Source organism: Comamonas sp. GW821-FHT11H03, from assembly GCF_058807955.1.
Map to the genome: position 1 here is coordinate 276,226 of NZ_JBXARF010000006.1, position 25,440 is coordinate 301,665.

Below are 25,440 nucleotides of genomic sequence, written 5' to 3' on the forward strand. Positions count from 1 at the left end.
ATTCAAAATCGCCGGAGACACACAGATGCCCCACCTGCTTGGACAACTATTACTCCCCCTTTGCCTCGGCCTCGGCGGGGCAGCTTGGGGCGCGGCCGCGCAAACCGGTATGCCCACACATCCGGACAGGCCCATTACCTTGGTCGTCTCGTTCCCACCAGGAGGGGCTCCCGACCAGATAGCGCGCCTGTTGGCGCCCCAGCTTCAAGCGCGCTGGAAAAATCCCGTCATCGTGGTGAACAGGGCGGGAGCGTCGGGCAACCTGGGCAACGACTCCGTAGCCCGCGCCGAGGCCGACGGCCACACCCTGCTGGTGACACCGAATACCTTCACCATGGTCCCCCACGTGCTGCCGGCGGGCGGGCAGCATGCCGATGTCGTCAAGGACTACACTCCGATCGCGCTGCTCTCATCAGCCTCCATGCTGATGCTTGCCAACCCCAGACTCGGTGCAAAAACGGCGGGCGATGTGGCCCGGATGGCGAAGACACAGCCCGACCTGGGCTACGCCACCTCGGGCAATGGGTCTCCCATGCATATCGTGGGAGAACTGTTCAACAAGGTAGCTCGCGTGCAATTGCGCCATGTGCCCTACAAAGGCACGACACCGGCGATCAACGACGTGCTGGGCGGCCATGTGATGCTGACCTTCCTCGGCATGCCTGTTGCCAAGCCCCTGATCGATGCGGGGCGCCTGGTACCGCTGGCCGTGGCAGACAAGGCCCGCAGCGCTTTTCTGCCCAGCTTGCCAACCATGCAGGAACAAGGCTTTGCAGGGGTGGAGGTCGACATTTCCTTCGGCGTCTATGGCCCCCGCAACATGGACCCGGCGCTGGCTGACGATATCAACAAGACCTTGCGCGAGATTCTGGCAAAGCCCGAGGTCGCAGCCCAGTTCAGAAACCTGTACCAGAGCGTGGAAAACCAGTCACGCAGTGCTTTCGCCGAAAAGACCCGCACCGACTACAAGCGCTACGGCAAGCTTGTGAAAGAACTTGGCATCACTGCCGACCAGAAAGCCGGCCCCATGACGAACAAGACTCCCAACGTGCTGCTGATCGTCACCGACCAGCAGCGTGCCGACCACCTGGGCTGCGCAGGCAACACGCTGCTGAGGACGCCAAACCTCGACCGCCTGGCCCGCACCGGCGTACGCGCCAGTAACTTTCACGCTGCCAGCACCACCTGCATGTCCAATCGAGCCACGCTGATGACCGGACGGCTGCCATCGCTGCATGGCGTGGTGCACAACGGCATCAGCCTCTCGCGCGATCACACGACCTTTGTGGAACTGCTGCGCGCAGGAGGCTATGCCACGGCACTCATAGGCAAGTCTCACCTGCAGTCTTTTGGCTATGACGGCCCGGCACGCCGTCGCTGGAGCCATGGTGACCAAGGTGTCGCGCCGCCGCTGGAGCTACTGGACGCACGAAAGCGCCAGCGTGACGGCGACGGATATTTGAACGAATGGACGCCCGATTGGCGCAGTGGCAAGCGCATGGCGGTGACCACGCCTTACTACGGCTTCGAACATGTGGAGCTGGCTACGTTCCACGGCGACCAGGTCGACGGTGACTACGCCCGCTGGCTGGCCCAGCGCCACCCCACACCCGACAGTCTGCGCGGCCGTGCCAACGCCCTACCTTCGCCAGGCTACAGCGCGCCGCAGGCATGGCGCACGGCCATGCCCGAGGCGCTGTACCCCTCGGCCTGGGTGGGTGAGCGCGGCTGCAATTGGCTCAGAAAACATGTGCAAGGCTCGTCCGGCAAGCCGTTCTTTCTCAACCTGTCCTTTCCTGATCCGCACCATCCATTCACCCCTCCGGGACGGTTCTGGGATATGTACGAGCCTGAGGACATGCCATTGCCGCCCAGCTTCGGCAAGCCCGGCAACTCTCAACTGCTGGTCGACGTTCATCGTTACACCAGAGAGGGCGGCTCCCGCGAGGGTTACGGCGCCTACGCCGTAACCAGCCGTGAATGTAAGGAAACGCTGGCCCTGACCTACGGCATGGTCAGCATGATCGACGAGCAGGTCGGGCAGTTACTCCAGACTCTTCAGGAGTTGGGCATAGAGGACGACACGGTCATCATCTTCACCAGCGACCATGGCGACATGATGGGCGACCATGGCATCGTGCTCAAGGGTGCCATGCATTTCAGTGGGCTCACGCGTGTGCCCTTCATCTGGAAGGACCCATGCAGCCGGGCCGCTCCTCCAGTCCTGGAGCTGCCATCCGGAACCATCGACATTGCCAAGACCGTGCTGGCGCGCTGCGGGCTCGCCCCCTACAACGGGATCCAGGGACTCAATCTCCTGCCCTGGCTGGACGGGCAGTCGCAAACAGTCCCACCGCGCCCTGGTGTCATTGTCGAAAGCGAGCCCGTGGTGCTGCCGCACGGAAGAACGCGCCGCTACCGCCTTCGCAGCCTCGTCAGCGAAGAATGGCGCCTGACCTTGAGCAACTTGCCCGAGCTGTGCGAGCTCTACAACCTGCACGCCGATCCGCTCGAGCAACACAACCTGTGGCATGAGCGCGCTGCCGAGCGCGGACAGCTGTGTATGCAGCTGCTGATGGAGCTCAGCGAACAGGCTGATTGCTCGCCACTGCCGACGGCTATCGCCTGAGGTGCGTGCGGACGTTGGAGCGCAATGCTGGAGGAGACCCCGATGAACAAGCAATTTTTCTGTGCCGCTGCATTCCTGTGGGTGGGAGGCGCCTGTCATGCCCAGCCAAGCATCACGATCTATGGGTTGCTCGACACCGCTGTCGAGCACATCAACCATGTGGGTGCCACGGGTTCTGGGCTCACGCGCATCCCCAGCAATGCGGGCAACATTCCATCCAGGCTGGGATTTCGTGGCCGTGAAGATCTGGGTGGCGGAATAAGTGCCCAGTTCGTTCTCGAAATGGGCATCGCACCTGATTCGGGCGTCTTGAACCAAGGTGGGCGCGGGTTTGGGCGACAGTCGTTTGTTGGCCTAATCGGCCCCTGGGGTCAGGTTGGCCTGGGCCGGCAGTACACGATGCTGTTTTGGTCGATGCATGACGCCGATGTCATCGGGCCGGGTATGCACAGCATTGCGAACTTCGACAGCTATTTTCCGAATGCACGCGCCGACAACGCCATCTCCTACAAGGGCTCATTCTCAGGACTGACCGTGGGCATGACCTACAGCTTTGGGCGCGATACGGTCAATGCCGGCCCTAGCCCCGCCGGCACAAATTGTGCCGGCGAGAGTGGCACCGACAGGAACGCTTGCCGCGAATGGTCGATGTTGCTCAAGTACGACTTCGCCAGTTGGGGGACTGCGCTGGCTCATGACGTGCTGAAGGGGAGCTCAGGTGCATTTGGTGGTCTAAGCCAAAGCAGCATGAGCGACAAGCGCACCATGCTCAACGGTTATGTGAAATTCAACGGAATCAAGATTGGAGCGGGATTTCTGCGCCGCGACAACGATGGCTACAAGGTCTCCCCCCGCAGCGACCTGTGGTTCGTCGGCCTTTCATATTCTGCAGGGGCATGGACTTTCGACACCCAGTACTACCGGCTCCAGTACAAGTCCAATAGCGACAAAGGCCAGTTCATGGTGCTGCGTGGTACCTACCACTTCTCCAAACGAACCGCCGCCTACGCGTCACTGGGACACATGAAGAACAGCGGCAATGCCACATTCAGCGCTAGCAGCGGCCAGGCTGGCAGCCTGCCGGTCGCCGGAATCAACCAGACAGGCTTCGGCGTCGGTATCCGTCATATGTTTTAGCCAATGGCACTCGCCCAAATACGAGCCTGACGGAGATGCCGAACCAGCCTTGTTGCTGTGACATGGCTCAGTCACCTCGCTGGTACAGGCCGTCAAGGCCCTGGAGCGTGTGCGTAGCCTGATCGCACTATGGCTGTGGCACCGGCACGGCACAGCACGTGCAGGTGATGGCACATGTGAGACGGCTCAAAGGCATGTTCAGCACTCATAGGCTTGCGACTGCAACTTGGCCGCCTTATTCCAAAACGCGCTCGCTCAGCGGGAACTATGTGGCTGATACGATAGAAGAAGCTGAAAGCACGACCATTTTTTGAACACCTTTTTTGGGTTGCTGGCTGGGTAGCTAGAGCTAGAAACCTAAAAATCAGATACGCAACCCATTGAAATCAAGTGGGCTTATATGACATTGAAAATTGCCACCTGGAATGTGAACTCCTTGTCCGTACGACTGCCGCAGGTGCTGGACTGGCTTGCCGCCAACCCCGTCGATGCGCTGGGTCTGCAGGAGCTCAAGCTCACCGACGACAAGTTCCCCCACATGGCGTTCGAGGAAGCTGGCTACAAGGCTGTCAGCCACGGCCAGAAGACCTATAACGGCGTGGCCTGGATCACGCGCGAGCCGGGGCGCGATGTGGTGCGCAACATCCCCGGGTTTGACGACGAACAGGCCCGCATCATTGCCACGACCATAGACTCGCCAAGCGGCGAGATTCGTCTGATCAACGGCTACTTCGTCAACGGCCAGGAACCTGGCTCGGAAAAATTTGACTACAAGATGCGCTGGTTGCAGGCACTGCACGATTGGGTCCAGAACCAGATGGCACTGCATCCACGCCTGGTGCTGGTGGGGGACTTCAACGTGGCGCCCGAAGATCGCGACTCCTACGACCCCGTCGGCCTCCAGGACACGATCCACCACACGGTGCAAGAACGCGACCATTTCCAGCGCCTGCTGCAACTGGGCTTGAGCGATGCCTTCCGCATGTTCGAGCAACCGGAGAAAAGCTACTCCTGGTGGGATTACCGCATGCTGGGCTTTCAGAAGAATCGCGGCCTGCGCATCGACCACATTCTGGTCAGCGAGGCTCTCAAGAGCAAGGTCAGCGCCTGCAGCGTGGACCGCGCTCCGCGCAAGAACAAGCAGCCCAGCGACCACGCCCCCGTGGTTGTCACACTGGAGTGAGTCGGCACGCGGATCAGACGGCGCCGTGGCTGAGCCACTGCAAGGCCCGCAACTGGCCGCGCAACAGCATCACATGGCGCTTGAGCAGCTTGGTGACTTTGGCCGGCAAGTCCAGCTGAACAGTGTGCTCGGTGCGCTCCAGCCAGGTCTGCAAGCGCCGCAGCACACCCAGCCAGGTTTCGGCCGCCGTCTCTCCCAGGTAGTCAAGCCAGGTCTTGCGCACTCGCTGCAGCAGACCGCCCTCATCCAAGGCCATGGATAGCGGGGCCACCGCAACACCATCAAGCAGCTGCTCCAGCTCGGAAACCAGCTTGTGTGAATCGAGCGAGAAGCGGCGCAGGGCATCGACAGCCATGCTGGAGTCTGCGGCCGTCAAAAACTCTCTGGAGCTTTGCGCAAAACGCAGTGCTGCCTGTAACGCCAGAGCAAGACTGTTCCTCGCCATCTGGCCCAGTACAACCTCCGCGCAAGGCTTGGACGCGGGTGGAGCAATCGCACGGCGCCAGGCGGCCTTGACGGCTGCTCTGACCTGAGACCAGTCCAGCAGGCTGCCCCCGCAATGCAGCGACCAATGCTGGCGCAACTCGGCCTCCAGGGATTCGAAACTCCTGGCTCCTGCCGAAGCCGTCTGCCGAGCCCGATATCTGCCCGCCTGCCAGCCCAGCAAATAGGCGGGGTAATACTGATCAAAGCCACGCCCCGGGACGAAGTAAGGCTCGCACATATAGCGCTCGTGCCAGAAGGCTTCCTCGGCCTCCGGCATCTGCAGCAATGGCGACCAGGCGCTCGCATCCTGCGGGAAAGACCCCAGTGCAGGCGGGAAAGAGATGGATGAAGGCAAGGCAGACAACGCAAACAGTCCAATCAACAAAAGGCCTGTTGATTGTTATCCGTGCGCCATCTGCCTCATGTCGTCAACCGTGATTGCACCATGTAGGACGGATAAAACCTACCGCGAGAGCGAGTGAGCACTGCGACGCTTCAATCGAAGTTTTCGTTCTCCAGCCCCAGCTCCTGCAGCTTTCGGGTAATGGTGTTGCGACCAATCCCCAGTCGGCTGGCAGCCTCCACTCTGCGACCATGCGTGGCCGCCAGAGCCGTTCGCAGCAACTGTGCCTCGAACTGATGGGACAGCTGATCCCATACATCGTGGTGGCCTTGCGACAACAGTTCCTCGGCCTGCTTGCCCAACCCTTGCAGCCAGCCCTCGGTCGATGCCGAAGCGTCGCTCAAAGGCGTTGCCGCAGTGCCAGGCACGGACATGACTGCCGCCTCGGGCAGGTTGGCCTTGGAGTGGTCCAGGCCCACACCGCTGCTCAATGCGCCGGCAAAGACTGCCGTGTTCACCGATGCAGAGCTGCCCAGCACTTCAGGCGGCAAGTCCTTGAGTGCAATCTGCTGGGCCGGAGCCATGACGGTCAACCAGTGACAGATGTTTTCCAGCTGGCGCACATTGCCTGGAAAGCTGAAGGCCTGCAGGCGGCTCATGGCGGCAGTGCTCATGCGTTTGGGCTCCACCCCCAGCTGACGCGCGCTTTGCTGCAGGAAATGCTGGGTCAGCATGGGCACGTCTTCCTTGCGCTCGCGCAGCGCGGGCAGGCGCAGGCGGATCACATTCAGACGATGGAACAAGTCCTCGCGGAAAGCGCCGTCCTTGACGCGCAGCTCCAGATCCTGGTGCGTCGCCGCGATCACACGCACATGAGCCTTGACGGCCTGATGTCCGCCAACCCGGTAGAAATGACCGTCGGAGAGCACCCGCAGCAGACGCGTCTGCAGCTCGAACGGCATGTCGCCAATTTCATCGAGAAACAGCGTACCGCCTTCGGCCTGCTCGAAACGCCCCCTGCGCTGGGTCTGCGCGCCGGTAAAGGCGCCGCGCTCGTGACCGAACAGTTCGGACTCCAGCAGATCTTTCGGAATGGCGGCGGTATTGATGGCCACAAACGGTCCACCAGCAACCGGAGAATGCTTGTGCAGCGCTCGTGCAACCAACTCCTTGCCCGCGCCGGACTCCCCGGTGATCAGCACCGTGACATGACTCTGGCTCAGTCTGCCGATGGCACGAAACACGTCCTGCATGGCGGGTGCCTGGCCCAGCATTTCCGCCTGCACCGGTGCCTGCACATCGGCCACCTCCTCGCGCTGGCTTTCCTCCACGGCGCGCCGGATCAACTCCACGGCCTTGGGTACATCAAATGGCTTGGGCAGATACTCGAAAGCCCCACGCTGGAATGCCGAGACAGCACTGTCCAGATCGGAATAGGCCGTCATGATGATCATCGGCAGCCCGGGCTGCTGCGCCCTGACCTGCTCCAGCAGCTCAAGGCCCGAGCCGCCAGGCATGCGTATATCGCTGACCAGCACCTGTGGAGCCTGACGCTCGGGATCGCTGTTGTCCACATCAGCCAGGGCCTTGAGCACATCGCGCGGCTGGGTAAAGCTGCGAATGGGCCAGCCTTCACGCCCCAATGCTTTTTCAAGCACAAAGCGGATGGAAGGGTCGTCGTCCACAATCCAGATTGGCTTCATTCGTGCAACATCCTTCCCTTCTTCTGCATATTGATAATGTCAGGCTTTATGGCAGCGGTATCAGGATTCGGAAATCCGTCCTCCCCGGCTGGCTCTCGCATTCGATCAGGCCATGGTGACGCTGCACAAAGGTCTGAGCCAGCGTTAGCCCCAGGCCGGATCCGCCGTCTCTGCCCGAGACCAAAGGATAGAAAATCCGTTCCTTGATGGCATCTGGCACGCCTGACCCGTTGTCGATTACATGCAATTCCAGTGCCAATCTGTAGCGCTCGCGCCCCAGAGTGACCTGTCTGGCCACACGCGTCCTCAGAATGATCTCGGCATCGCCCTCTGCAATGCGCCGCCCCAGCGCCTGGGCCGCGTTCTGAACGATATTGAGCAGGGCCTGTATCAGCTGTGCGCTGTCGCCTCTGAACTCGGGGATGGAGATGTCATAGTCACGCGTGATCTTGAGCCCCTGGGGGTGCTCGACCAGCACCAGTGAGCGCACGCGCTCGCAGACCTCGTGAATATTGACATCGCCCACCTCATGCGGGTGGCGATGCGGGGCCAGCAACCTGTCCACCAGCGCCTGCAGGCGATCGGCCTCGTGAATGATGACCGTGGTGTATTCCAGCAACTCTGGCGTGACCAGATCCATCTGCAGCAGCTGGGCTGCGCCGCGAATGCCGCCCAGCGGATTCTTGATCTCGTGCGCCAGATTGCGAATCAGCTCCTTGTTCGCCAGCGCCTGCTCTCGGATGCGTTCCTCACGATCCTGACGAGCCTGCTGTTCCAGCGGCCACATCTCCACCATGACATGGCCAGCCTTCTCGGCCAGCGAAACAGCCGCGTGAATCGGCAGGGGCTCCTGCCCCAGGCGCAGCAGGCTGGCCTCGAAGCGCAGCGCCGCAAAATCGTTGGAACGCGCGCCACTGAGCGCCTTGTCCAGCAAGGCAGGCTCGGCAAAGCAGGTGGCGAAGTCGCTGCCCACCATGATGCGGCGCGACTGGCCCAGGGCGTTTTCCAGCGCCGCATTGACAAAGCGCACCATGCCGTACTCGTCAAGCACGGCAATCAAGGTGCAAAGCCAGTCCAGCGACTGGTAGCCGTTAGCATTGGCCTGATCCGGATCAGGCATGGAGATATCGGGAAGCGGGGCTGCAGTGGAACTCATGCGATTGACCAAAAATGACCAGCCCCAAGGGGCGGATTAGTTGACCGCAGGCAGCCGGTCCAGCTCTCGCTTGATGCCTGCGATATCACTTTCCTGGCGGGTGATATCGGCCTTGAGCTTGGCCACCCGCTCCGGGTAGCCCTGAGGATTGCGCAACTCCAGCGCCGTGCGCACGGGGTTGCCATCGTTGTACTCTGCCTTCAGCTCGGCCAGTCTAGCCTGGGCCTTGTTCAACTCGCCTTGCAGGATGGCGCGCGCATCGGAGTCACGTGCTTTCTGAGCGGCACTGTCGCTGCGGGCCGGGGCCGCCGGGGCGCTCAATGCAGAGCCGCTTACCGGCTTGGGCTTGGCCGGCGCCGCAGCGGCATTGCTACCCGAGGGTCTGGTGCCGTGAATCACCGTCACACCACTGCCATCGACCGGCTTGCATCCCTTGGCCTTGGCCTGCGAAACATTGTTGGTGTACTCATTGCCGCAGCGGTAGATTGCATCCTGGGCAAAAACCAGCCCGGATGCAAGACACAGCAACGACAACACATAAAACTTCTTCATTCGATCCTCTCAGGCAGACGGCGGCCGCAAGTCCGCAATACCCTGAGTATCGCTCCAAGCCTGCGGCTTTCATTGACTACTTGACCGCCACCAACCCGTTTGGTTCCTTTGCTGCCACGCGAGCTTCTGCGGGCGCTCAATAAAAAAGGCGGCTTGCGCCGCCTTTTTTGACCTCTGCTTTACAGCGAGAAGTACATATCGTATTCGACAGGGTGCACCGACTGGCGATAGCGAGTCACTTCGCCCATCTTCAGCTCGATGTAGGCATCCAGCATGCTGTCGGAGAACACACCGCCCTTGGTCAGGAACGCACGATCGGCGTCCAGGGCTTCCAGAGCCTGATCCAGGCTGTGGCAGACGGTAGGCACCAGCCTGTCTTCCTCGGGAGGCAGATGGTACAGATCCTTGGTCGCGGCTTCGCCGGGATGGATCTTGTTTTCCACGCCGTCAAGGCCAGCCATCAGCAAAGCTGCGAAACCCAGGTAGGGGTTCATCAGAGGATCGGGGAAGCGGGCTTCCACGCGGCGACCCTTGGGGTTGCTGACGTAAGGAATACGGATGGAGGCCGAGCGGTTCTTGGCCGAGTAAGCCAGCTTCACGGGCGCTTCGAAGCCGGGAACCAGACGCTTGTAGCTGTTGGTGCCAGGGTTTGTGATGGCGTTCAGGGCACGAGCGTGCTTGATGATGCCGCCGATGTAGTACAGGGCGAAGTCGGACAGGCCGGCATAGCCGTCGCCAGCAAACAGGTTCTTGCCATCCTTCCACACGGACTGGTGCACGTGCATGCCGGAGCCGTTATCGCCAGCGTAGGGCTTGGGCATGAAGGTTGCCGTCTTGCCGTAGGTGTTGGCCACGTTCCAGATGATGTATTTTTGCAGCTGCGTCCAGTCGGCACGCTCGACCAGGGTCGAGAAGCGTGTGCCGATTTCGTTCTGACCGGCACCAGCCACTTCATGGTGGAACACTTCGACAGGGATGCCGACCGCTTCCAGCAGCAGCGACATCTCTGCACGCATGTCCTGGGTGCTGTCAACGGGAGGAACGGGGAAGTAGCCACCCTTGTTGCGGGGGCGGTGACCACGGTTGCCGGTCTCGAACTTGGTGCCAGTGTTCCAGGGAGCCTCGTATTCTTCGATTTCGAAGAAGGGGTTGTGAGGCTCGGTGCCCCAGCGCACGCCGTCGAAGATGAAGAATTCGGGTTCGGGACCGAAGTAAGCGGTATCGCCTAGGCCGGAGGCCTTCAGATAGGCTTCGGCACGCTTGGCGATGGAGCGGGGATCGCGGTCGTAGGCCTTGCCATCACCGGGCTCGATCACATCACACTGCAAAATCAGCGTGGTTTCTTCAAAGAAGGGATCGATATTGGCAGTGTTGGGATCGGGAACCAGCTGCATGTCCGAGGCTTCGATACCCTTCCAGCCGGCAACGGAAGAGCCGTCGAAAGCATGGCCCGAGGTGAACTTGTCCTCGTCAAAGTGCGACACGGGCACGGTCACGTGCTGTTCCTTGCCGCGGGTATCGGTAAAGCGCAGGTCCACGAACTTGACCTCGTTATCCTGCACCATCTGCATCACGTCTGCAACGGTCTTCGCCATTAGATCTCTCCTGCCAACTTGGCTGATCAAATAAAGAATGAATAGTATCTAGCAGTTTGCGTGCCAACTCGACCTCGGTGCCTCACAACAACATCTGCGCACCGAAACCGAGCCTTGGTGTAAAGATATTCGGCACAAGACATAAGCACTTACCAGAGCCGCATCTGCAAACTGCACCAAACAGACGCGCATTGTCTCACTGCCAGAGCACACCCCACACATGCACCATCTTGGTGAATATATTGGCACCAATGTGGTGCATTTCGAAAATAAGATTGTTTTTGGTGCATGGCGCCTGATTCATGCCTGCTGCAGATGCTTCTCAGCGAGCCACCGAAGCTGCACCACCGGAATCATCTGCACCAGGTGCAAACGGAACCTGTGGATCAGCGGCACTCGGCATGGTCTGCACCCTCATCTGCTCCAGCGCCGCCAGACAGAAGTGAGCAAACCACAGTGCAGAGAAGGCAAACACCAGCGCATAGATCCAGATCGCAATCGGAATCAGAATCCAGAAAGCGGCCAGGAACAGCAGCCCGGAAATCCAGACCACACCGGGTGCTGTGCCCAGATAGCCGCAGATCACCCCCATCAGAATGAGCGACATGCGGTGACGGGCAAACAAGGCCCGGCGCTCATCCTTGCTGGCATGCTCGGACAAGGCGTCAAATGCCATGACCCTGTAGGTGAGCCAGCCCCAGATCAGGGGAGCCACCACCAGCATCAGCGGCGGGAACACCCATAGCGGCAAAGTGACAAACAAGGCCAGCAGCGCAATCAGCGTGGAGCCACCCGACCAGACCAGGCTGGCCACGGTAGAGCCGCCATGCTTTTTCTCCAGCCCGACAAAGCGCTTCTCGGCCACCAGCTGCGTCAGCACTGGTGACATGAACAGGCCCACCAGCAGCAAAACCAGCACCACGAGTACCGGCATTGCTCCCAACACCACAAAAATGGAAGCCACCACCTCCGAGGCATACCCAAGGCCCAGCCCTTGCAGCCATAGCCACAAGGCATGCAGCCAGCCCACCCCGTCCAGCAGGCTTTGCACCTTGAGGACCGCATCGGCCCAGAAGAAGTAACCAAGAAGCCAGGCCATCAAGGCCATGGCCAGCAGCGGCAAGAGTGACCAGACAATGACCCGCTTATGCAGGCAATACGCCAGGGCACGCCAAAAAGAGTCGAGTAGCAAGCTCATGCTGGCAAGCATACTCAAGGATTGACTTATGCGCGACCCATCAATCGCAGGACAGCCAGCCACTGCTGCGCCCAGAAGCCACGACCATAGTCGCGCAATTGTCCTTTTGCATTCGCTTGCACCTGATCGCGAATGCCAGTGGGGTCATAGCGCAGATCGAAGTTGGCCGTGCCAAACAATATGTCCCACCAGGGCAGCAATATGCCGAAGTTGTTGCCGTGCACCTTCTTGTTGCGCACGGGCGCCATGGGTTCGTGGCCAATACCGATGGCGTGATGGCGGCGGTGAAAGCGCGGGCTGATCCACAGGCGCTCGCCCAGTTGGCCAAACCAGATGCGCACGTTGGCATGCTGAAAGCTCTCGCTGAGCTGGGTCAGGGCCACGATGGCCACGAACTGCCCCGGAGCCACTCCAATCAGCTGGGCCACCAGCACGATGATGGCGTCATGGATCACGTCGTCGAGCAGGTGATTGCGGTTGTCGCTCCACACCGTCATCTGGCGCTGCGAGTGGTGCACGGCATGCAGCTTCCACCACCAGGCAAAGCCGTGCTGGCCTCGATGAATCCAGTACTCGACCAGATCGAAGACCACCAGATACATCAACAGACTGACCCAGCCATTGTCCGTCACGCCCGGCCAGATATCGTCAAGGTGAAAGCCCGGCAAGCCCCAGACATGGAGCTGGCCCATGAGCGAATTCCACAGCGGCTCCGTCGTGAAGAACAAGGCCAGCCTGAACAGTCCCAGCCGATGAATCAGCGTATAGAGGATGTCCACACGAATCGCCTGGCGGTCCACCACGGGCTCGACCGGCCTCCAGCGCTGCAGCGGCACGATCACCGCGACCATGACTGCTATCTGCAGCAGCCCCACCAGCAGCCAGCCCGTGGCCGTGTAGCCATCTTCGAGCAGGTTCGCCATGCCGAAATGGAACAGAAACGGCTGCACCACGCCTTCGAACAGACGTTGCTGCGCCTCACCAAACATCTGAACCAACCAATCCACGACTCACTCCTCCTGCAGCACTCAGCGGTGCTGCGCAATCCAGCCCTGATACGCCGGATGCTCGGCCAGCGTACGAAAGCAAAAACCCTTATCCAGCAGACCGACGATCAGCGGCTCCAGCACCGCCGGGGCCCAGGGATCCTGGCGCGACCAGATCCCCAGGTGCGCCAGCAAGATATCGCCGTTACCTATGTTTTTGAGTGCCTGGGCCAGCAAGCGTTCATTCGGATATTTGTCGCTGGGCAGCTCGTCGCCCAGAAAGCCTGCCGGCGCCCAGCCCACATGCTGAAAGCCGCCCTGCTGCGCTGCGGCAATCAGCGCTGGCGATGTCTTGCCGCCCGGAGCGCGATACAGCGGCAAGGTCTTGCGGCCCGTGATCTGGGTCAGCCGCTGGGCGGAGCGCGCAATCTCCTGCCGGTACTCATCGGCAGACACCACAAAGCTCTGGCCGGCCCTGGGCCCGGCCGAGGGCTTGACCTTGAAGTGCGTGACCTGGCCCGTGGCCTTGTCGCGAATATCGGCCAGCCAGTACATATGGTCGAAGGTATGGGATGCGAGCTGGTGACCTTCGTCGGCACGCGCCTTCCACCACGGGGCCCAGAAGTCACCCAGACTGCTGCCCCCCTCCTTCGTGGCCTCATTGGCTGCAAAGAATGTGACGGACACCTTGTGCTTTTGCAGAACCTGGGCGACCCACTGGGCAATGCCCATATGCCCTGTGTCAAAAGTCAGGTAAACCGCCTTGGAGCATGTGCCTGAAGCCATCTTCTTTGAAGCTTCGGCAGCGAAGGCTGGAACGGCAGGCAGGCTGCCGACCAGCGAGCCGAGCATGAAACAACGTCTTTGCATCCACCCTCCTTGAGGTGGTCAACACGAAAACCAGGCCGCCCCCGCCGCTCCGATGCGGCGTGGGACAAGCGCTTTAGCGCGCGGCGTGGGACAGCGTCCAGACCCCGTGGGGCGACTTGCCCACATTGACCTGATTGACCACCTTCTTCTCCACCGTGTCGATCACCGACAGCTTGCGCGCCCAGCGCGAGGCCACAAAGATGTAGCGGCCGTCGGCCGAGACATCCATGCAGTCCGGGCCGCCCGGTGCCGGGTAGTTGGCCACGACCTGGCTGCTGAGCATATCGATCTTGCTGATGGTATTAGCCACGCGATTGCTCACGTACAGATGGCGATCATCGCCGGCAGCGCGGAAGGCATGCGCTCCGGCTGCCGTCTTGATCTGACCCAGGCTGCGTGGCTCAGGAGCCGTGATGTCGAACACCTCGACGCCTTCGCCGCCCGTCAGGCCGACAAACAGCTTCTTGCCGTCAGGGCTGCCGTAGACGTCCGCAGGCATGGGGCCGGTGGGCACACGAGCCTTGATGGTCTGGGTGGCGATATCGATGGCCACCAGGGCATCGCTGTCCTGCATGGTGGAGTAAAGCGTCTTGCTCTGCGCGTCGATGAACAGATGGCTGGGCGTCTTGCCCGTGGAGACCCGTTTGACCAGCGTCGGCGTCTGCGTGGCCGCATCCCAGCGGTAAAAGTCGATGTGATTGAGTCGGTTGGCAGCCGTGACAAACCACTTCATGTCCGGCGAAAAGCGCAGATGGTACGGATCCACGATGTCGCGGATCACGCGCTGCACGGCACCCGTGCGCGGATCCACCAGAGTCAGCGAATCGCCCAGGGCATTGGCCACCACCAGCGACTTCTCATCTGGCGTCAGGTACAGGTGATGAGGCTCCTTGCCCGTGGGAATGCGCGACTGCTCTTTCCAGGTCTGCGGATCGATCACACTGATGGATGCATCCAGGGAGTTCAGCACAAAGATGGGCGTGGGGCCTTGAACGGCACGCGCTGCCTGTGCCGGCTTGACTGCGGCAGGCAGCGCAGGCGCTGTACCGGCCGGCACAGCAGCTGCGGGCGTGACTGCTGGCACTGCCGCGACCGCTGGTGCGGCTGCCTTGGCAGACTTGAAACCGGGCAAGGCCGAAGCCCCCAACCATGCCGCAGCGCCCACGCCCACGACCAATGCCACAGCAGCGCCAGTGCGCCCAATAGAAAGACGTCCCACAACCACCACCTTCTCAGAATCCATGCAGTGTAGCTGCGTCAATGCAGCCGCTGCCAACACAAGCCTTCTGGTTTACAAAGCTTGTTGAAATGCCGCGCCAACCTTGCCTGATCGGCGCAGGCCGCATCATGACAACAATTCAAAAACAGGAGCAGCTAGCTCCTGCTTTTATTACGGTACAGCTTTAAAAAAGCTTGAAACCGTTGAAATAAAGACACATGGCGCTCATTTATTGATGAACATCATTGCTCTATAAAAAAAGGAGCCCCAGAAGGGCTCCTTTGCCAACGTCGGTGACGGGTCCTCAGACCTTCCACTTCTCCGCCAGCTTTTCGGGACTCAGCGTGTCATAGCCTTCGAAAGGCTGGTGAATCCAGGGGTTGGTACCCAGATAGTCCACCGAGTAGTCAGGCTCGAAAGTCGACACACCCTTGGTCCAGATCACGGCGCTGCGCAGCTCAGTGATTGGAGCATAGTTGGTCTTGAGCATGGCGATCACGGCCTTGAGCGTCGCGCCCGAGTCCGCCAGATCGTCCACCAGCAGCACGCGGCCGGAAATGTCGCCCTTGGGCGTGGCGATGAAGCGACCGATGTCCAGATGGCCCTGCACCGTGCCGGCTTCGGCGCGGTAGGAGCTGGTGGACATGATGGCCAGAGGCTTGTCGAAAATGCGGCTCAGGATGTCGCCGGGACGCAGACCACCGCGTGCCAGGCACAGGATGGTGTCGAATTCCCAGCCGGACTGGTGGATCTTGATGGCGAGCTTTTCGATGAGACCGTGGTACTCGTCGTAGCTCACATACAGGTGCTTACCGTCTTCTGTCAGCATGGGCACAGTTCCTTTGAAAGTTCAGTAAAACCCGGCCCGTTCAGGCGGCGCTGTACGGGTTGTGCATCAGGATGGTGTGGTCGCGGTCGGGGCTGGTGGACACCATGGCAATGGGCACACCGGTCACTTCGGCGATACGGTCCAGATAACGGCGAGCATTCACGGGCAGCTTGTCGTAGTCGGTCACACCCACGGTGGAGTCTGTCCAGCCAGGAATGGATTCGTAGATGGGCTTGCAGCGCTCGATATCGTCCGCGCCCAGAGGCAGCAGGTCGATCTTCTCGCCGTCAAGCTCATAGCCCACGCACAGTTGCAGCTCTTCGATGCCGTCCAGCACGTCCAGCTTGGTGATGCACAGACCGGACAGACCGTTGATCTGGGCCGAACGCTTGAGCAGCGCGGCATCGAACCAGCCGCAGCGGCGCGAGCGGCCGGTGGTCACGCCCTTCTCGGCGCCCACAGTGGACATCACCCAGCCCGGAGTGCCTTCCTTTTCCCATTCCAGCTCGGTGGGGAAGGGACCGCCGCCTACGCGAGTGCAGTAAGCCTTGGTGATACCCAGGATGTAGTGCAGCAGACCGGGGCCCACGCCAGCGCCTGCGGCAGCATTGCCTGCCACGCAGTTGGACGAGGTGACATAGGGGTAGGTGCCGTGATCCACGTCCAGCAGCGTGCCTTGCGCGCCTTCGAACAGCAGGTTGCCGCCTTCGGCGTGCACTGCGTTGAGCTCGCGCGAAACATCGGCAATCATGGGCTTGATCAGCTCGGCATGATGCATGGCCTCGTCGTACACGGCGTCGAACTGAACTTCGCCATCCTTCATGTAGGCAGCCAGGCCGGCGCCGAAGTCGAAGTTCCTGGAACCCAGCACATTCACCAGAATGTGGTTGTGCAGGCTCAGCAACTCGCGCAGCTTGGTGGCGAAGCGCTCGGGGTGCTTCAGGTCCTGCACGCGCAGGGCGCGGCGGGCGATCTTGTCTTCGTAGGAAGGGCCGATGCCCTTGCCGGTGGTGCCGATCTTCTGCACGCCACCCTTTTCACGGGCCGCTTCACGGGCCACGTCCAGAGCCTGGTGGAAAGGCAGGATCAGCGGGCAGGCTTCGGACACGCGCAGGCGCTCACGCACTTGCACACCGGCCTTTTCCAGACCTTCGATTTCTTCAAACAGCTTGCCCACGGAGAGCACCACACCATTGCCGATGTAGCACTTCACGCCGGGACGCATGATGCCGCTGGGAATCAGGTGCAGAGCCGTCTTCACGCCATTGATGACCAGTGTGTGGCCGGCGTTGTGACCGCCCTGGAAACGTACGACGCCGTTGGCGCTCTCGGTCAGCCAGTCGACCAGCTTGCCCTTGCCCTCATCACCCCACTGGGTGCCGACGACGACCACATTGCGACCTTTGGATGTATTCATATTCCAATCCGATAAATCGAAGAATTAGTCAAATGCCTTAAATGGCTTGCACGACCCATTGCCCGCCAACATTGGCAAGCTCCCGGTCGCAGTGGAACTCGTCCACTTCGCTTTCATGCCCTGGCAGCACGCAGACCACCGTCTCGCCCTGCTGGCGCAATGCGGCAATGGCGGCTGCCACTTGCGCGTCATCGCCCCAGGGAGCGCGAATGGCAGCCTTGAGCGGACGCTCGGGCACGACAGCCACCAGTTGTTTGATATCGAGACTGAAGCCGGCAGCGGGACGATTGCGCCCGAACACTGCACCGACTTCGTCGTAACGGCCACCGCGCACCAGGGCATCGCTGCCGCCGGGCACATAGATCGCAAAGCGAGTACCGCTGTAGTAGGAGTAGCCACGCAGATCGGCCAGGTCGAAGCTGACCTTGACGCCATCCAGATGCTGCACCAGCCAGCGCAAATGTGACAGCACATTGCGCACGCCGGCAGTGCGCTCGAGCAGCTTTTCCGCTTGATCGAGCACTTCCATGCCGCCGTAGAGCTGCAGCAGCGCCATCAGGCCTTCACGCGAAGCTTCGGGGAAATCGCGGCTCAGCTGGGCCAGCTCGGTTGCATCCTTGGAAGCCAGGGCTGCATGAACGCCTCGCAGCACTTGCTCGTCCACCATCACGCCGGCCAGCAGACTGCGCACGATGCGCACATCGGCCAGGTCCACGATGACGTCCTTGACGCCCGCGCCCTTGAGGCAGTCCAGAGCCAGGTGCAAGGCTTCGAGGTCGGCTTCCAGGCCTTCATGACCGTAGATTTCAGCACCGAACTGGAACGGCTCACGCGTGGCACGCGGACGATCGGGACGCGCATGAACGACAGGGCCGCAGTAGCACAGACGGGTTACGCCCTTGCGATTGAGCAAATGTGCATCAATGCGTGCCACCTGCTGCGTCATGTCTGCACGCAGGCCCATGGTGCGACCGGAGAGCTGGTCAATCAGTTTGGAGGTTTGAAGGGCAAGAGCTTCGCCTGTACCCGTCAGCAAGGACTCCAGATACTCCAGCATGGGTGGCATGACAAGCTCATAGCCATAGCTGCGCGCAGTATCGAGCAATCCTCGACGCAATTCTTCGATGTGCCGTGCCTCGGAGGGCAAAACATCGGCAATGTGATCCGGCAGGACCCAAGCAGACATGGAGAAATGGGGAGGCTGTTAAAAACGTGATTCTACCGGCTTTGCCAGCCCCGCCCAATTTGACCGCTAAGGCCTAGCCAGTATCGGCAGTATTCAAAGCAGCACCAGCATGATGGCGCCTGCTGCGATACAGAGCAATCCGCAAAAGCGCAGCTGCCCATCCCTGAGCTGCAGCAGTTGGGCAAACAGCTGGCGCCACAGCCCGGGAGCAAACAGGGGCAGCAGCCCTTCCAGCACCAGCAGCATGGCGATCGCCAGCCCCAGACTCTCCCACCAGTCCATTGCAATCCCCCAATAAGCAATGGCCCTCAAGGGGCCATTGTTTGTATCGTTGTCAAAGCTCTCCGAACTTGCGCAAACCAGGATGCACCACAGGCATTGCTATCGGCAACACACCATGCCTGATCCGAACTTGCGCCAGCCAGGGCTTATTTGCCCGCAGAACCGCCACTGCGATAAGCCTTGAAGAAGTCGCTTTGCGAAGGATCGAGCACCAGCACATCGCTCTTCTTGGAGAAGCTCTCCTTGTAAGCATCCAGACTGCGATAGAACTGCGCAAACTGCGGATCCTTGCCAAAGGATTCTGCGTAGACACGTGCGGCTTCAGCATCGCCCTCACCCTTGATCTTCTGGGCATCGCGGTAGGCATTGGCAATGGTGATGTCACGTTGACGGTCGGCCTCGGCGCGAATCTTTTCACCTTCAGCCGCGCCCGTGGAGCGCAGCTCGTTGGCCACGCGCTTGCGCTCGGCCTCCATACGGCGATAGACGGACTCGGTGATGGTCTCGGCATAGTCCACGCGAGTGATGCGCACATCGACGATGTCGACACCCCAGGGCTTGGAGCCGCGCACGGTTTCCAGCACTTCACGCTTGACGTCGGCCATCAGCGTTTCACGCTTGGAAGACAGCAGCTCACGCACGGTGCGACGGTTGATCTCTTCCTGAAAGGCATTGCGCACCACACGGTTGAGCTGCATGGCACCGGCAGATTCATCCAGACCCACGTTACGGATGTATTCCGAAGGCTCGGAGATGCGCCAGCGCACATACCAGTCGATGACCACGCGCTGCTTTTCAGCCGTGAGCATGGGCTCGGTATCGGTGCTGTCGAGCGTCAGCAGACGCTTATCGATGTAGCGCACGTTCTGCAACGGTGGCGGCAGCTTGAAGTTCAGCCCGGGCTCGGTGATCACTTCCTTGATCTGACCCAGCGCATAGACCACCCCGAACTGACGCTGATCCACGACAAACAGGGTCGAGCTCAGCAAGGCCAGCACCACGAGAATGCTGGTCACAAAAAATCCGATTCGATTCACTGCATTCTCTCCTAGCGTGCGTCACGGTCACGGCTGCGCGCATCGCGGCTACGCGCATCACCGGCGGGATTGGGTACTACACGTACGTTGGCTGGAGCCGAAGCTGCGCCGCCAGCAGCCGCATCACCCGACGCAGCGGGAGCAGCGGCACTGCCACCCACGTTCTGCATGATCTTGTCCAGAGGCAGATACAGCAGATTGGAGCCCTGGCGCGACTCCACCAGAACCTTGGTCACGTTGGTGTAGACCTGCTGCATCGCATCGATGTAGAGACGGTCGCGTGTGACCTGAGGAGCCTTCTGGTACTCGGAATACAGCGAACTGAAGCGTCCGGCATCACCCTGAGCCTGGGCCACGATCTTGGACTTGTAGGCCGCAGCCTCCTCACCCAGACGCGCCGCGGCACCCGCAGCGCGGGGCACCACATCGTTGGCATAAGCCTGGGCCTCATTCTTGGCACGCTCACGCTCCTGACCAGCCTTGAGCACATCGTCAAACGAGGCCTGCACCTGCTCGGGGGGACGCACGCCGCCTTGCTGCATATTGATGCCCACCACTTCAACGCCCACCTTGTAGCGATCCAGAATGGACTGCATCAGATCGCGTACTCGCGGCGCGATCTGGTCACGCTCCTCAGCCAAAGCCGCATCCATCTTCATCTTGCCGACGACTTCACGCACGGCGGACTCGGCGACCTGGATCACGGCCTCGGAAGGACTGCGGCTTTCGAACAACCATGCTCGCGCGTCGCTCAGACGATACTGGACGGCAAACTTGATCTCGACGATGTTCTCGTCCTCGGTAAGCATTGCCGATTCACGCAGCCCCGTGCTGCGCACGATGTTGTCGCTGCCCACCTCGGCCGAGCGAATCTGCGAAACGTAGACCAGCTCATGCTTTTGAACGGGATAAGGCAGGCGCCAGTTAAAGCCCGCTCCCACGGTGCTCTTGTACTTGCCGAACTGCGTGATGACGGCCTGCTGGCCTTCCTGCACGATGAAAAAGCCTGTACCCAGCCAGATCAGCACGGCCACGCCGGCAATCAGGAAAATTCCTTTACCGGGGTTGAACGGCTCGCCAGGCTGGCCGCCACTTCGGCTGGGCGGCACACCACGGCCATTGCCGGAGCCACCACCGAACAGACCGGAAAGCTTGCGATTGAGATCACGCCACACCTCCTCCAGATCAGGCGGCTGGCCTTGCTGGGAAGAGGAAGGACGAGGCCGCTGCTCGGGTGCGGGCGGCATCGGAGGACGCTCCCCTTCGGGTGCCGAGCTGTCCGGCTTGGAGCCATCTTCGTTGTTGTTGTCGCCACGACCCCAGCGCGGATCGTTCAAATTGAACATCCCGCGAATGCGTTGCGGCAGCACCGCCAGGCGATGGACGCGTTGTGAAAAATTCATGCGAGACGTCTCTGTGTTTTCAAAAAGACATGGACCATGGCAAGCATTGTGCCCAATAGGAACGCAAGCCCCTAGTATTGCGCGTCGTCATCAGGGGACATCCAGTACGTATCGTCCTGCCCCTCGACTTCTTCGCGTGCCGCCTCTTCACGTACCTGCAAAACCCGGTCAGCCAACATCTGCCGCAGCTGCGCCAGCCCCTGCCCCGAGCGAGCACTGACAAACACACGCGGCACCGGTGTGCCATCGAGCTCATACATATCCTGCAGCATGGCAGGCTGACGCTCGGGCTCAATGGCATCCAGCTTGTTGAAAACCAGAATCTGAGGCACATCATCGGCCCCGATTTCACCCAGAACTTTTTGGACTTGTTGTATTTGTTCCGGGAATCCGGGGTTCGATGCATCCACGACATGCAGCAGCAGATCGGCGTCAATCGCCTCCTGCAAGGTCGCCTGGAAAGCATCCACCAGACCGTGCGGCAAGTCACGAATAAAACCGACGGTATCCGACAGGGAAACCGACTCCTCGGCCTCCACCAGATACATCTGCCGGGTGGTGGTATCCAGCGTGGCAAACAGCTGATCTGCGGCATAGGCGCGAGCCTTCACCATGGCATTGAACAGCGTGGATTTGCCGGCATTGGTATAGCCAACCAGGGAAATATTGAAAACTTCGCGACGCGAGCGCTGGCGCCTCTGCGTAGAGCGCTGCTTCTTGACCTTTTTCAGGCGCTCCTTGGTGCGCTTGATGGCATCGTCAATCATGCGGCGGTCCAGCTCGATCTGCTTTTCACCGGGGCCGCCACGGCCGCCGATACCGCCGGCCTGACGCTCCAGGTGACTCCAGCGGCGCACCAGGCGCGTGCTGATGTATTGCAGGCGAGCCAACTCCACCTGCAGCTTGCCTTCATGGCTGCGTGCACGCTGGGCGAAGATTTCCAGAATCAGCATGGTCCGGTCGTTGACCGGCATCTGGATATGGCGCTCCAGATTGCGCTGCTGCGCCGGACTCAGGGCCTGGTCGAACCAGACTTCCTTGGCGCCGTGCATCTGGGCCAGCATGCGGATTTCATCCGCCTTGCCACTGCCCACGAACAACGCGGGATCGGGGGCTTTGCGCTTGCAGGTCAAGCGCGCCACGGGTTGCAAGCCAGCGGTCTGTGCCAACAGGCCCAGCTCTTCCAGCTCGTCGTCAAAATGGGGAACACCAAAATCCACGCCCACCAGCAGCACTGGAGCAGACGCGGAACGTTCAAAGGATTCAGAACTCAAATACCTGTCCCGTAGGGTAAAAGCCGCGCCGGGCTAGCCGGCGGGCGTTGACGCAAGAAAGCTTAGGCAGCAGCGGCGTCGTTGTCAGCCGGAGTAGCGGCCGAGAAGTTCACGGCGCGACCGGGAACGATGGTGGAGATGGCGTGCTTGTAAACCATCTGGGTGACAGTGTTGCGCAGAAGCACCACATATTGGTCGAACGACTCGATTTGGCCTTGCAGCTTGATGCCGTTGACCAGATAGATGGAGACCGGCACGTGTTCACGACGCAGTGCGTTCAGGAACGGATCTTGGAGGAGTTGACCTTTATTGCTCACGATATTCTCCGTGTTCGAAGAGTGTTGTTGTAAACCGACACGTTACCACAGGGCCCGGGAAAAACAGTAAAAGGGGTTTTCCCGCAGGCTCCAGCAGGCAGATATTAATCCTTGTCGGCGTAAGGATTATGGGAGGTTTTCAAGTCGATGCGCAACGGTGTTCCGACCAAATTGAACTCCTTGCGGAACCGACCCTCCAGAAAGCGCTTGTAGGCATCGGTGACCAGTTCCAGCGAGTTGCCATGGATCACGATGATGGGCGGGTTCATGCCGCCCTGGTGGGCATAGCGCATCTTGGGGCGATAGGCTCCCACCTTCTTGGGCGTCTGGAACTGGATCGACTCCATCAGAATGCGCGTCAACACCGGCGTAGGCATCTTGCAGGTGGCTGCACGATGGGCCTGGATGATGGACTTCCACAGCGGCTCGAGACCCTGGCGCTTCTGTGCCGAGATGAAGTGCAGCGGCGCAAACTTCAGGAAGGACAGGCGCGTCTCGATGGAGCGCTCCAGCATCTGGCGCTGGTAGTCATCCACGGCATCCCATTTGTTGATGGCCAACACGACCGAGCGACCGCTCTCCAGGATATAGCCCGCGATATGAGCGTCTTGGTCGGTCACGCCTTCCGTGGCATCGATCAGCAGCAGCACGACGTTGGCGCCTTCGATGGCCTGCAGCGTCTTGACCACCGAGAATTTCTCGATGGCTTCAAACACCTTGCCCTTGCGGCGCAGACCGGCTGTATCGATCAGCTCGAACTTCTGACCATTGCGCTCGAAAGGCACGGTGATCGCATCACGCGTGGTGCCGGGCATGTCGAAAGCCACCAGGCGCTCTTCACCCAGCCAGGTGTTGATCAGCGTGGACTTGCCGGCGTTGGGACGGCCAGCCACCGCCAGACGCACGGGCTTCTGGTCTTCCTCGCCAAAAGTTTCCTCTTCGGGCTCGGGCAAGTTCAGGAGGCCCAGAGCCGCATCGACCAGGCTGCGCACACCCTGACCGTGGGCTGCAGACACAGGCACGACATCGCCGAGACCCAGCTCATAGAACTCGGACAGATGCGCACCATCCTGCATGCCTTCGGCCTTGTTGGCCACCAGCATGGTGGGTTTGCCCAGACGGCGCAGGTAGTTGCCGATTTCATGATCCTGACCGGAAAGACCGGCACGCGCATCCAGCACGAAGATCACGACATCGGCTTCCGCCACGGCCTGCTGCGTCTGCTTGGCCATCTCCTTGAAGATGCCGCGCGATGCGTCCGGCTCGAAACCGCCCGTATCGATGACGATGTACTCATGCTTGCCCTGACGGCCCTGGCCGTAATGGCGGTCACGCGTCAGCCCTGCAAAGTCGGCGACGATGGCATCCCTCGACTTCGTGAGTCGATTGAACAGCGTCGACTTGCCCACATTGGGGCGCCCTACCAGGGCAATAACTGGCTTCATTCCAAAAACAACCTATCAATCCGGCTTGAAGCCATACACAGTTCCGCTTCGGCTGACGATCACCAGAGTATTGGCGGCGACAACCGGGGAAGTGGCAACTCCTGCCTTGTCAGTTTCCAAACGGGCCAGTGCAGAGCCGTCTTCACGCGAGAGCATATGCACTGTCCCCAAATCATCGGCCAGCACCACGGAGCGGCCCAGCACCAAAGGCGCAGTCAGCTTGCGGTACTGCAGCTTGTCGATGGACCACAGACGCTGACCGTCTGCACGATTCCAGGCCTGCACCGTGCCGTTGCCTTCCGCACCAAACACGGCCTGCTCGTCGCCCGCCACGCCGTCGCTGCCCTTGGAGGTCTGCGTCCAGCGCACATTGGCCGTGCTCACATCCACACACCCCACCGAGGCCTGGAACGCACGTGCACAGACACTGCTGCCCACACGGCTGACGGGACCGACCAGATCTACCAGTCGCTCCACATCGTTGGTTCCGCGCGGTGCGGCCAGAGGAGCCATCCAGCGCACCGAGCCATTGTCAGGATCAACGCCTGCCAGACGTCCGGACACGCCTACCACCAGATTATTACCAACGGCCTGCAAAACGCCTGGCTGTCGCAAAATAAGCGGTTCATTGCTGGGGCCTTCAACCGACCACAGCTCACGACCCGTATTGGCATCGAAAGCAGCTAAAGAACGATCAGCCGCCATCACGAACACGCGACCGCCAGCCACCAGAGGCGGCGTATAGACCGCTGCGGTCAGGTTGTTCTTCCACAGCTGCTTGCCTTCGGCAAACACCATGAGCTGGTTGCTGCGTGTCACCACCGCTGTGCGCTGGCCGTCGCTGCCCACGCCGGTGGTCAGCGGCTCGCCCGCACTGAACTTGCCCAGCTGGCTGCCGGTATTGCCATCAAGCGTGGTAACGCTGCCATCCTTGGTGACCACGGTGACAGTATTGCCCTGCACCAGCGCAGGCATGGCCAGAGGCACTTCGCTGCCGAGCTTGGCCGACCAGGCCTGGTGCACGGCGATCTTGCCGGGGTTGGGGCCCAGATCCTGTGGCTTGGGCTTGTCCTTGCCGCCGAACATGGAGCAGGCAGCCAGCGACGCGGCCACAGCAGTCAGCACCAGCACACGGGCTGCGGATTGCGCTGCAGGGGCAGCGGACTTCACTTGATGGGCAAAAGTCTTCAAGA

The 25,440-nt window shown here is 60.7% G+C and carries 22 protein-coding genes; 3 read left to right on the forward strand and 19 right to left on the reverse strand.

Translation table 11 applies throughout. The features are described from left to right. Positions 1 to 109 precede the first annotated feature (109 nt). The 3 genes from AC1RTQ_RS15515 (at position 110) to xth (ending at position 4,949) form a co-directional block, all read left to right on the forward strand. Positions 110 to 2,629 carry a tripartite tricarboxylate transporter substrate-binding protein gene (locus AC1RTQ_RS15515; protein ID WP_492877007.1) on the forward strand — a complete coding sequence of 840 codons (2,520 nt, stop codon included), beginning with the start codon at positions 110 to 112 and terminating at the stop codon, positions 2,627 to 2,629. A 42-nt stretch (positions 2,630 to 2,671) separates the two neighbouring features. Further along, the gene (locus AC1RTQ_RS15520) at positions 2,672 to 3,766 is read left to right on the forward strand and encodes a porin (RefSeq protein ID WP_492877009.1); all 1,095 of its coding nucleotides are present in this window, start codon (positions 2,672 to 2,674) and stop codon (positions 3,764 to 3,766) included. 406 nt (positions 3,767 to 4,172) lie between these two features. Continuing rightward, complete coding sequence (xth, locus tag AC1RTQ_RS15525) at positions 4,173 to 4,949, forward strand: exodeoxyribonuclease III (protein ID WP_492877128.1); 777 nt, start codon at positions 4,173 to 4,175, stop codon at positions 4,947 to 4,949. Positions 4,950 to 4,962: 13 nt separating this feature from the next. Here xth and AC1RTQ_RS15530 read toward each other — a convergent pair whose 3' ends face one another. From AC1RTQ_RS15530 to bamB, 19 genes are all read right to left on the reverse strand, one after another. After that, on the reverse strand, positions 4,963 to 5,790 hold the full coding sequence (locus tag AC1RTQ_RS15530; protein ID WP_492877011.1) for a hypothetical protein: 828 nt from the start codon (positions 5,788 to 5,790) through the stop codon (positions 4,963 to 4,965). Between the two features lie 140 nt (positions 5,791 to 5,930). After that, complete coding sequence (ntrC, locus tag AC1RTQ_RS15535) at positions 5,931 to 7,481, reverse strand: nitrogen regulation protein NR(I) (RefSeq protein WP_492877013.1); 1,551 nt, start codon at positions 7,479 to 7,481, stop codon at positions 5,931 to 5,933. Between the two features lie 46 nt (positions 7,482 to 7,527). Beyond that, the gene (glnL, locus tag AC1RTQ_RS15540; protein ID WP_492877130.1) at positions 7,528 to 8,601 is read right to left on the reverse strand and encodes a nitrogen regulation protein NR(II); all 1,074 of its coding nucleotides are present in this window, start codon (positions 8,599 to 8,601) and stop codon (positions 7,528 to 7,530) included. A 72-nt stretch (positions 8,602 to 8,673) separates the two neighbouring features. Continuing rightward, positions 8,674 to 9,189, reverse strand: a complete 516-nt coding sequence (locus AC1RTQ_RS15545; protein WP_492877015.1) for a hypothetical protein — start codon at positions 9,187 to 9,189, stop codon at positions 8,674 to 8,676. 179 nt (positions 9,190 to 9,368) lie between these two features. Then, the gene (gene glnA / locus AC1RTQ_RS15550; protein WP_492877017.1) at positions 9,369 to 10,784 is read right to left on the reverse strand and encodes a type I glutamate--ammonia ligase; all 1,416 of its coding nucleotides are present in this window, start codon (positions 10,782 to 10,784) and stop codon (positions 9,369 to 9,371) included. 322 nt (positions 10,785 to 11,106) lie between these two features. Continuing rightward, a complete protein-coding gene (locus AC1RTQ_RS15555) occupies positions 11,107 to 11,994 on the reverse strand; it encodes an EI24 domain-containing protein (protein WP_492877132.1) in 888 nt (295 codons plus the stop codon). A 14-nt stretch (positions 11,995 to 12,008) separates the two neighbouring features. Next, positions 12,009 to 12,989, reverse strand: a complete 981-nt coding sequence (locus AC1RTQ_RS15560; protein ID WP_492877019.1) for a sterol desaturase family protein — start codon at positions 12,987 to 12,989, stop codon at positions 12,009 to 12,011. A gap of 21 nt (positions 12,990 to 13,010) precedes the next feature. Continuing rightward, entirely contained in the window at positions 13,011 to 13,838 is an 828-nt protein-coding gene (locus AC1RTQ_RS15565) for a polysaccharide deacetylase family protein (RefSeq protein WP_302089878.1), read from the reverse strand. Positions 13,839 to 13,911: 73 nt separating this feature from the next. After that, positions 13,912 to 15,081, reverse strand: a complete 1,170-nt coding sequence (locus tag AC1RTQ_RS15570) for a YncE family protein (protein WP_492877021.1) — start codon at positions 15,079 to 15,081, stop codon at positions 13,912 to 13,914. Positions 15,082 to 15,361: 280 nt separating this feature from the next. Beyond that, positions 15,362 to 15,886, reverse strand: coding sequence for a phosphoribosyltransferase (locus AC1RTQ_RS15575; RefSeq protein WP_302089876.1), 525 nt, complete (start codon positions 15,884 to 15,886; stop codon positions 15,362 to 15,364). A gap of 40 nt (positions 15,887 to 15,926) precedes the next feature. Next, entirely contained in the window at positions 15,927 to 17,303 is a 1,377-nt protein-coding gene (locus AC1RTQ_RS15580; RefSeq protein WP_492877023.1) for an adenylosuccinate synthase, read from the reverse strand. A 37-nt stretch (positions 17,304 to 17,340) separates the two neighbouring features. Continuing rightward, positions 17,341 to 18,489: an ATP phosphoribosyltransferase regulatory subunit gene (locus AC1RTQ_RS15585; RefSeq protein WP_492877025.1), complete on the reverse strand. Its 1,149-nt coding sequence runs from the start codon at positions 18,487 to 18,489 to the stop codon at positions 17,341 to 17,343. 93 nt (positions 18,490 to 18,582) lie between these two features. Continuing rightward, positions 18,583 to 18,771, reverse strand: coding sequence for a DUF2065 family protein (locus AC1RTQ_RS15590; protein ID WP_304349560.1), 189 nt, complete (start codon positions 18,769 to 18,771; stop codon positions 18,583 to 18,585). A gap of 146 nt (positions 18,772 to 18,917) precedes the next feature. Then, positions 18,918 to 19,808 (reverse strand): protease modulator HflC, encoded by an 891-nt coding sequence (gene hflC / locus AC1RTQ_RS15595; RefSeq protein ID WP_003077535.1) that lies wholly within the window; start codon positions 19,806 to 19,808, stop codon positions 18,918 to 18,920. Between the two features lie 11 nt (positions 19,809 to 19,819). Continuing rightward, positions 19,820 to 21,211 (reverse strand): FtsH protease activity modulator HflK, encoded by a 1,392-nt coding sequence (gene hflK, locus AC1RTQ_RS15600; protein ID WP_087864539.1) that lies wholly within the window; start codon positions 21,209 to 21,211, stop codon positions 19,820 to 19,822. A 71-nt stretch (positions 21,212 to 21,282) separates the two neighbouring features. Continuing rightward, positions 21,283 to 22,446, reverse strand: a complete 1,164-nt coding sequence (gene hflX, locus AC1RTQ_RS15605; protein WP_409816731.1) for a GTPase HflX — start codon at positions 22,444 to 22,446, stop codon at positions 21,283 to 21,285. A 101-nt stretch (positions 22,447 to 22,547) separates the two neighbouring features. After that, positions 22,548 to 22,802, reverse strand: a complete 255-nt coding sequence (gene hfq, locus AC1RTQ_RS15610; RefSeq protein ID WP_012839170.1) for an RNA chaperone Hfq — start codon at positions 22,800 to 22,802, stop codon at positions 22,548 to 22,550. Between the two features lie 104 nt (positions 22,803 to 22,906). Then, a complete protein-coding gene (der, locus tag AC1RTQ_RS15615; protein ID WP_304349561.1) occupies positions 22,907 to 24,247 on the reverse strand; it encodes a ribosome biogenesis GTPase Der in 1,341 nt (446 codons plus the stop codon). A 15-nt stretch (positions 24,248 to 24,262) separates the two neighbouring features. Beyond that, positions 24,263 to 25,438 carry an outer membrane protein assembly factor BamB gene (gene bamB, locus AC1RTQ_RS15620; RefSeq protein ID WP_302089870.1) on the reverse strand — a complete coding sequence of 392 codons (1,176 nt, stop codon included), beginning with the start codon at positions 25,436 to 25,438 and terminating at the stop codon, positions 24,263 to 24,265. Positions 25,439 to 25,440: the final 2 nt, after the last annotated feature.

Bases quoted from the DNA above. Each gene is read 5' to 3' on its own strand.
- AC1RTQ_RS15515 (WP_492877007.1), top strand. From the start codon at position 110: ATGCCCACACATCCGGACAGGCCCATTACCTTGGTCGTCTCGTTCCCA.
- AC1RTQ_RS15520 (WP_492877009.1), top strand. From the start codon at position 2,672: ATGAACAAGCAATTTTTCTGTGCCGCTGCATTCCTGTGGGTGGGAGGC.
- ntrC (WP_492877013.1), bottom strand. From the start codon at position 7,481: ATGAAGCCAATCTGGATTGTGGACGACGACCCTTCCATCCGCTTTGTG.
- glnL (WP_492877130.1), bottom strand. From the start codon at position 8,601: ATGCCTGATCCGGATCAGGCCAATGCTAACGGCTACCAGTCGCTGGAC.
- AC1RTQ_RS15545 (WP_492877015.1), bottom strand. From the start codon at position 9,189: ATGAAGAAGTTTTATGTGTTGTCGTTGCTGTGTCTTGCATCCGGGCTG.
- glnA (WP_492877017.1), bottom strand. From the start codon at position 10,784: ATGGCGAAGACCGTTGCAGACGTGATGCAGATGGTGCAGGATAACGAG.
- AC1RTQ_RS15555 (WP_492877132.1), bottom strand. From the start codon at position 11,994: ATGCTTGCCAGCATGAGCTTGCTACTCGACTCTTTTTGGCGTGCCCTG.
- AC1RTQ_RS15565 (WP_302089878.1), bottom strand. From the start codon at position 13,838: ATGCAAAGACGTTGTTTCATGCTCGGCTCGCTGGTCGGCAGCCTGCCT.
- AC1RTQ_RS15570 (WP_492877021.1), bottom strand. From the start codon at position 15,081: ATGGATTCTGAGAAGGTGGTGGTTGTGGGACGTCTTTCTATTGGGCGC.
- AC1RTQ_RS15575 (WP_302089876.1), bottom strand. From the start codon at position 15,886: ATGCTGACAGAAGACGGTAAGCACCTGTATGTGAGCTACGACGAGTAC.
- AC1RTQ_RS15580 (WP_492877023.1), bottom strand. From the start codon at position 17,303: ATGAATACATCCAAAGGTCGCAATGTGGTCGTCGTCGGCACCCAGTGG.
- AC1RTQ_RS15585 (WP_492877025.1), bottom strand. From the start codon at position 18,489: ATGTCTGCTTGGGTCCTGCCGGATCACATTGCCGATGTTTTGCCCTCC.
- AC1RTQ_RS15590 (WP_304349560.1), bottom strand. From the start codon at position 18,771: ATGGACTGGTGGGAGAGTCTGGGGCTGGCGATCGCCATGCTGCTGGTG.
- hflK (WP_087864539.1), bottom strand. From the start codon at position 21,211: ATGAATTTTTCACAACGCGTCCATCGCCTGGCGGTGCTGCCGCAACGC.
- der (WP_304349561.1), bottom strand. From the start codon at position 24,247: ATGAAGCCAGTTATTGCCCTGGTAGGGCGCCCCAATGTGGGCAAGTCG.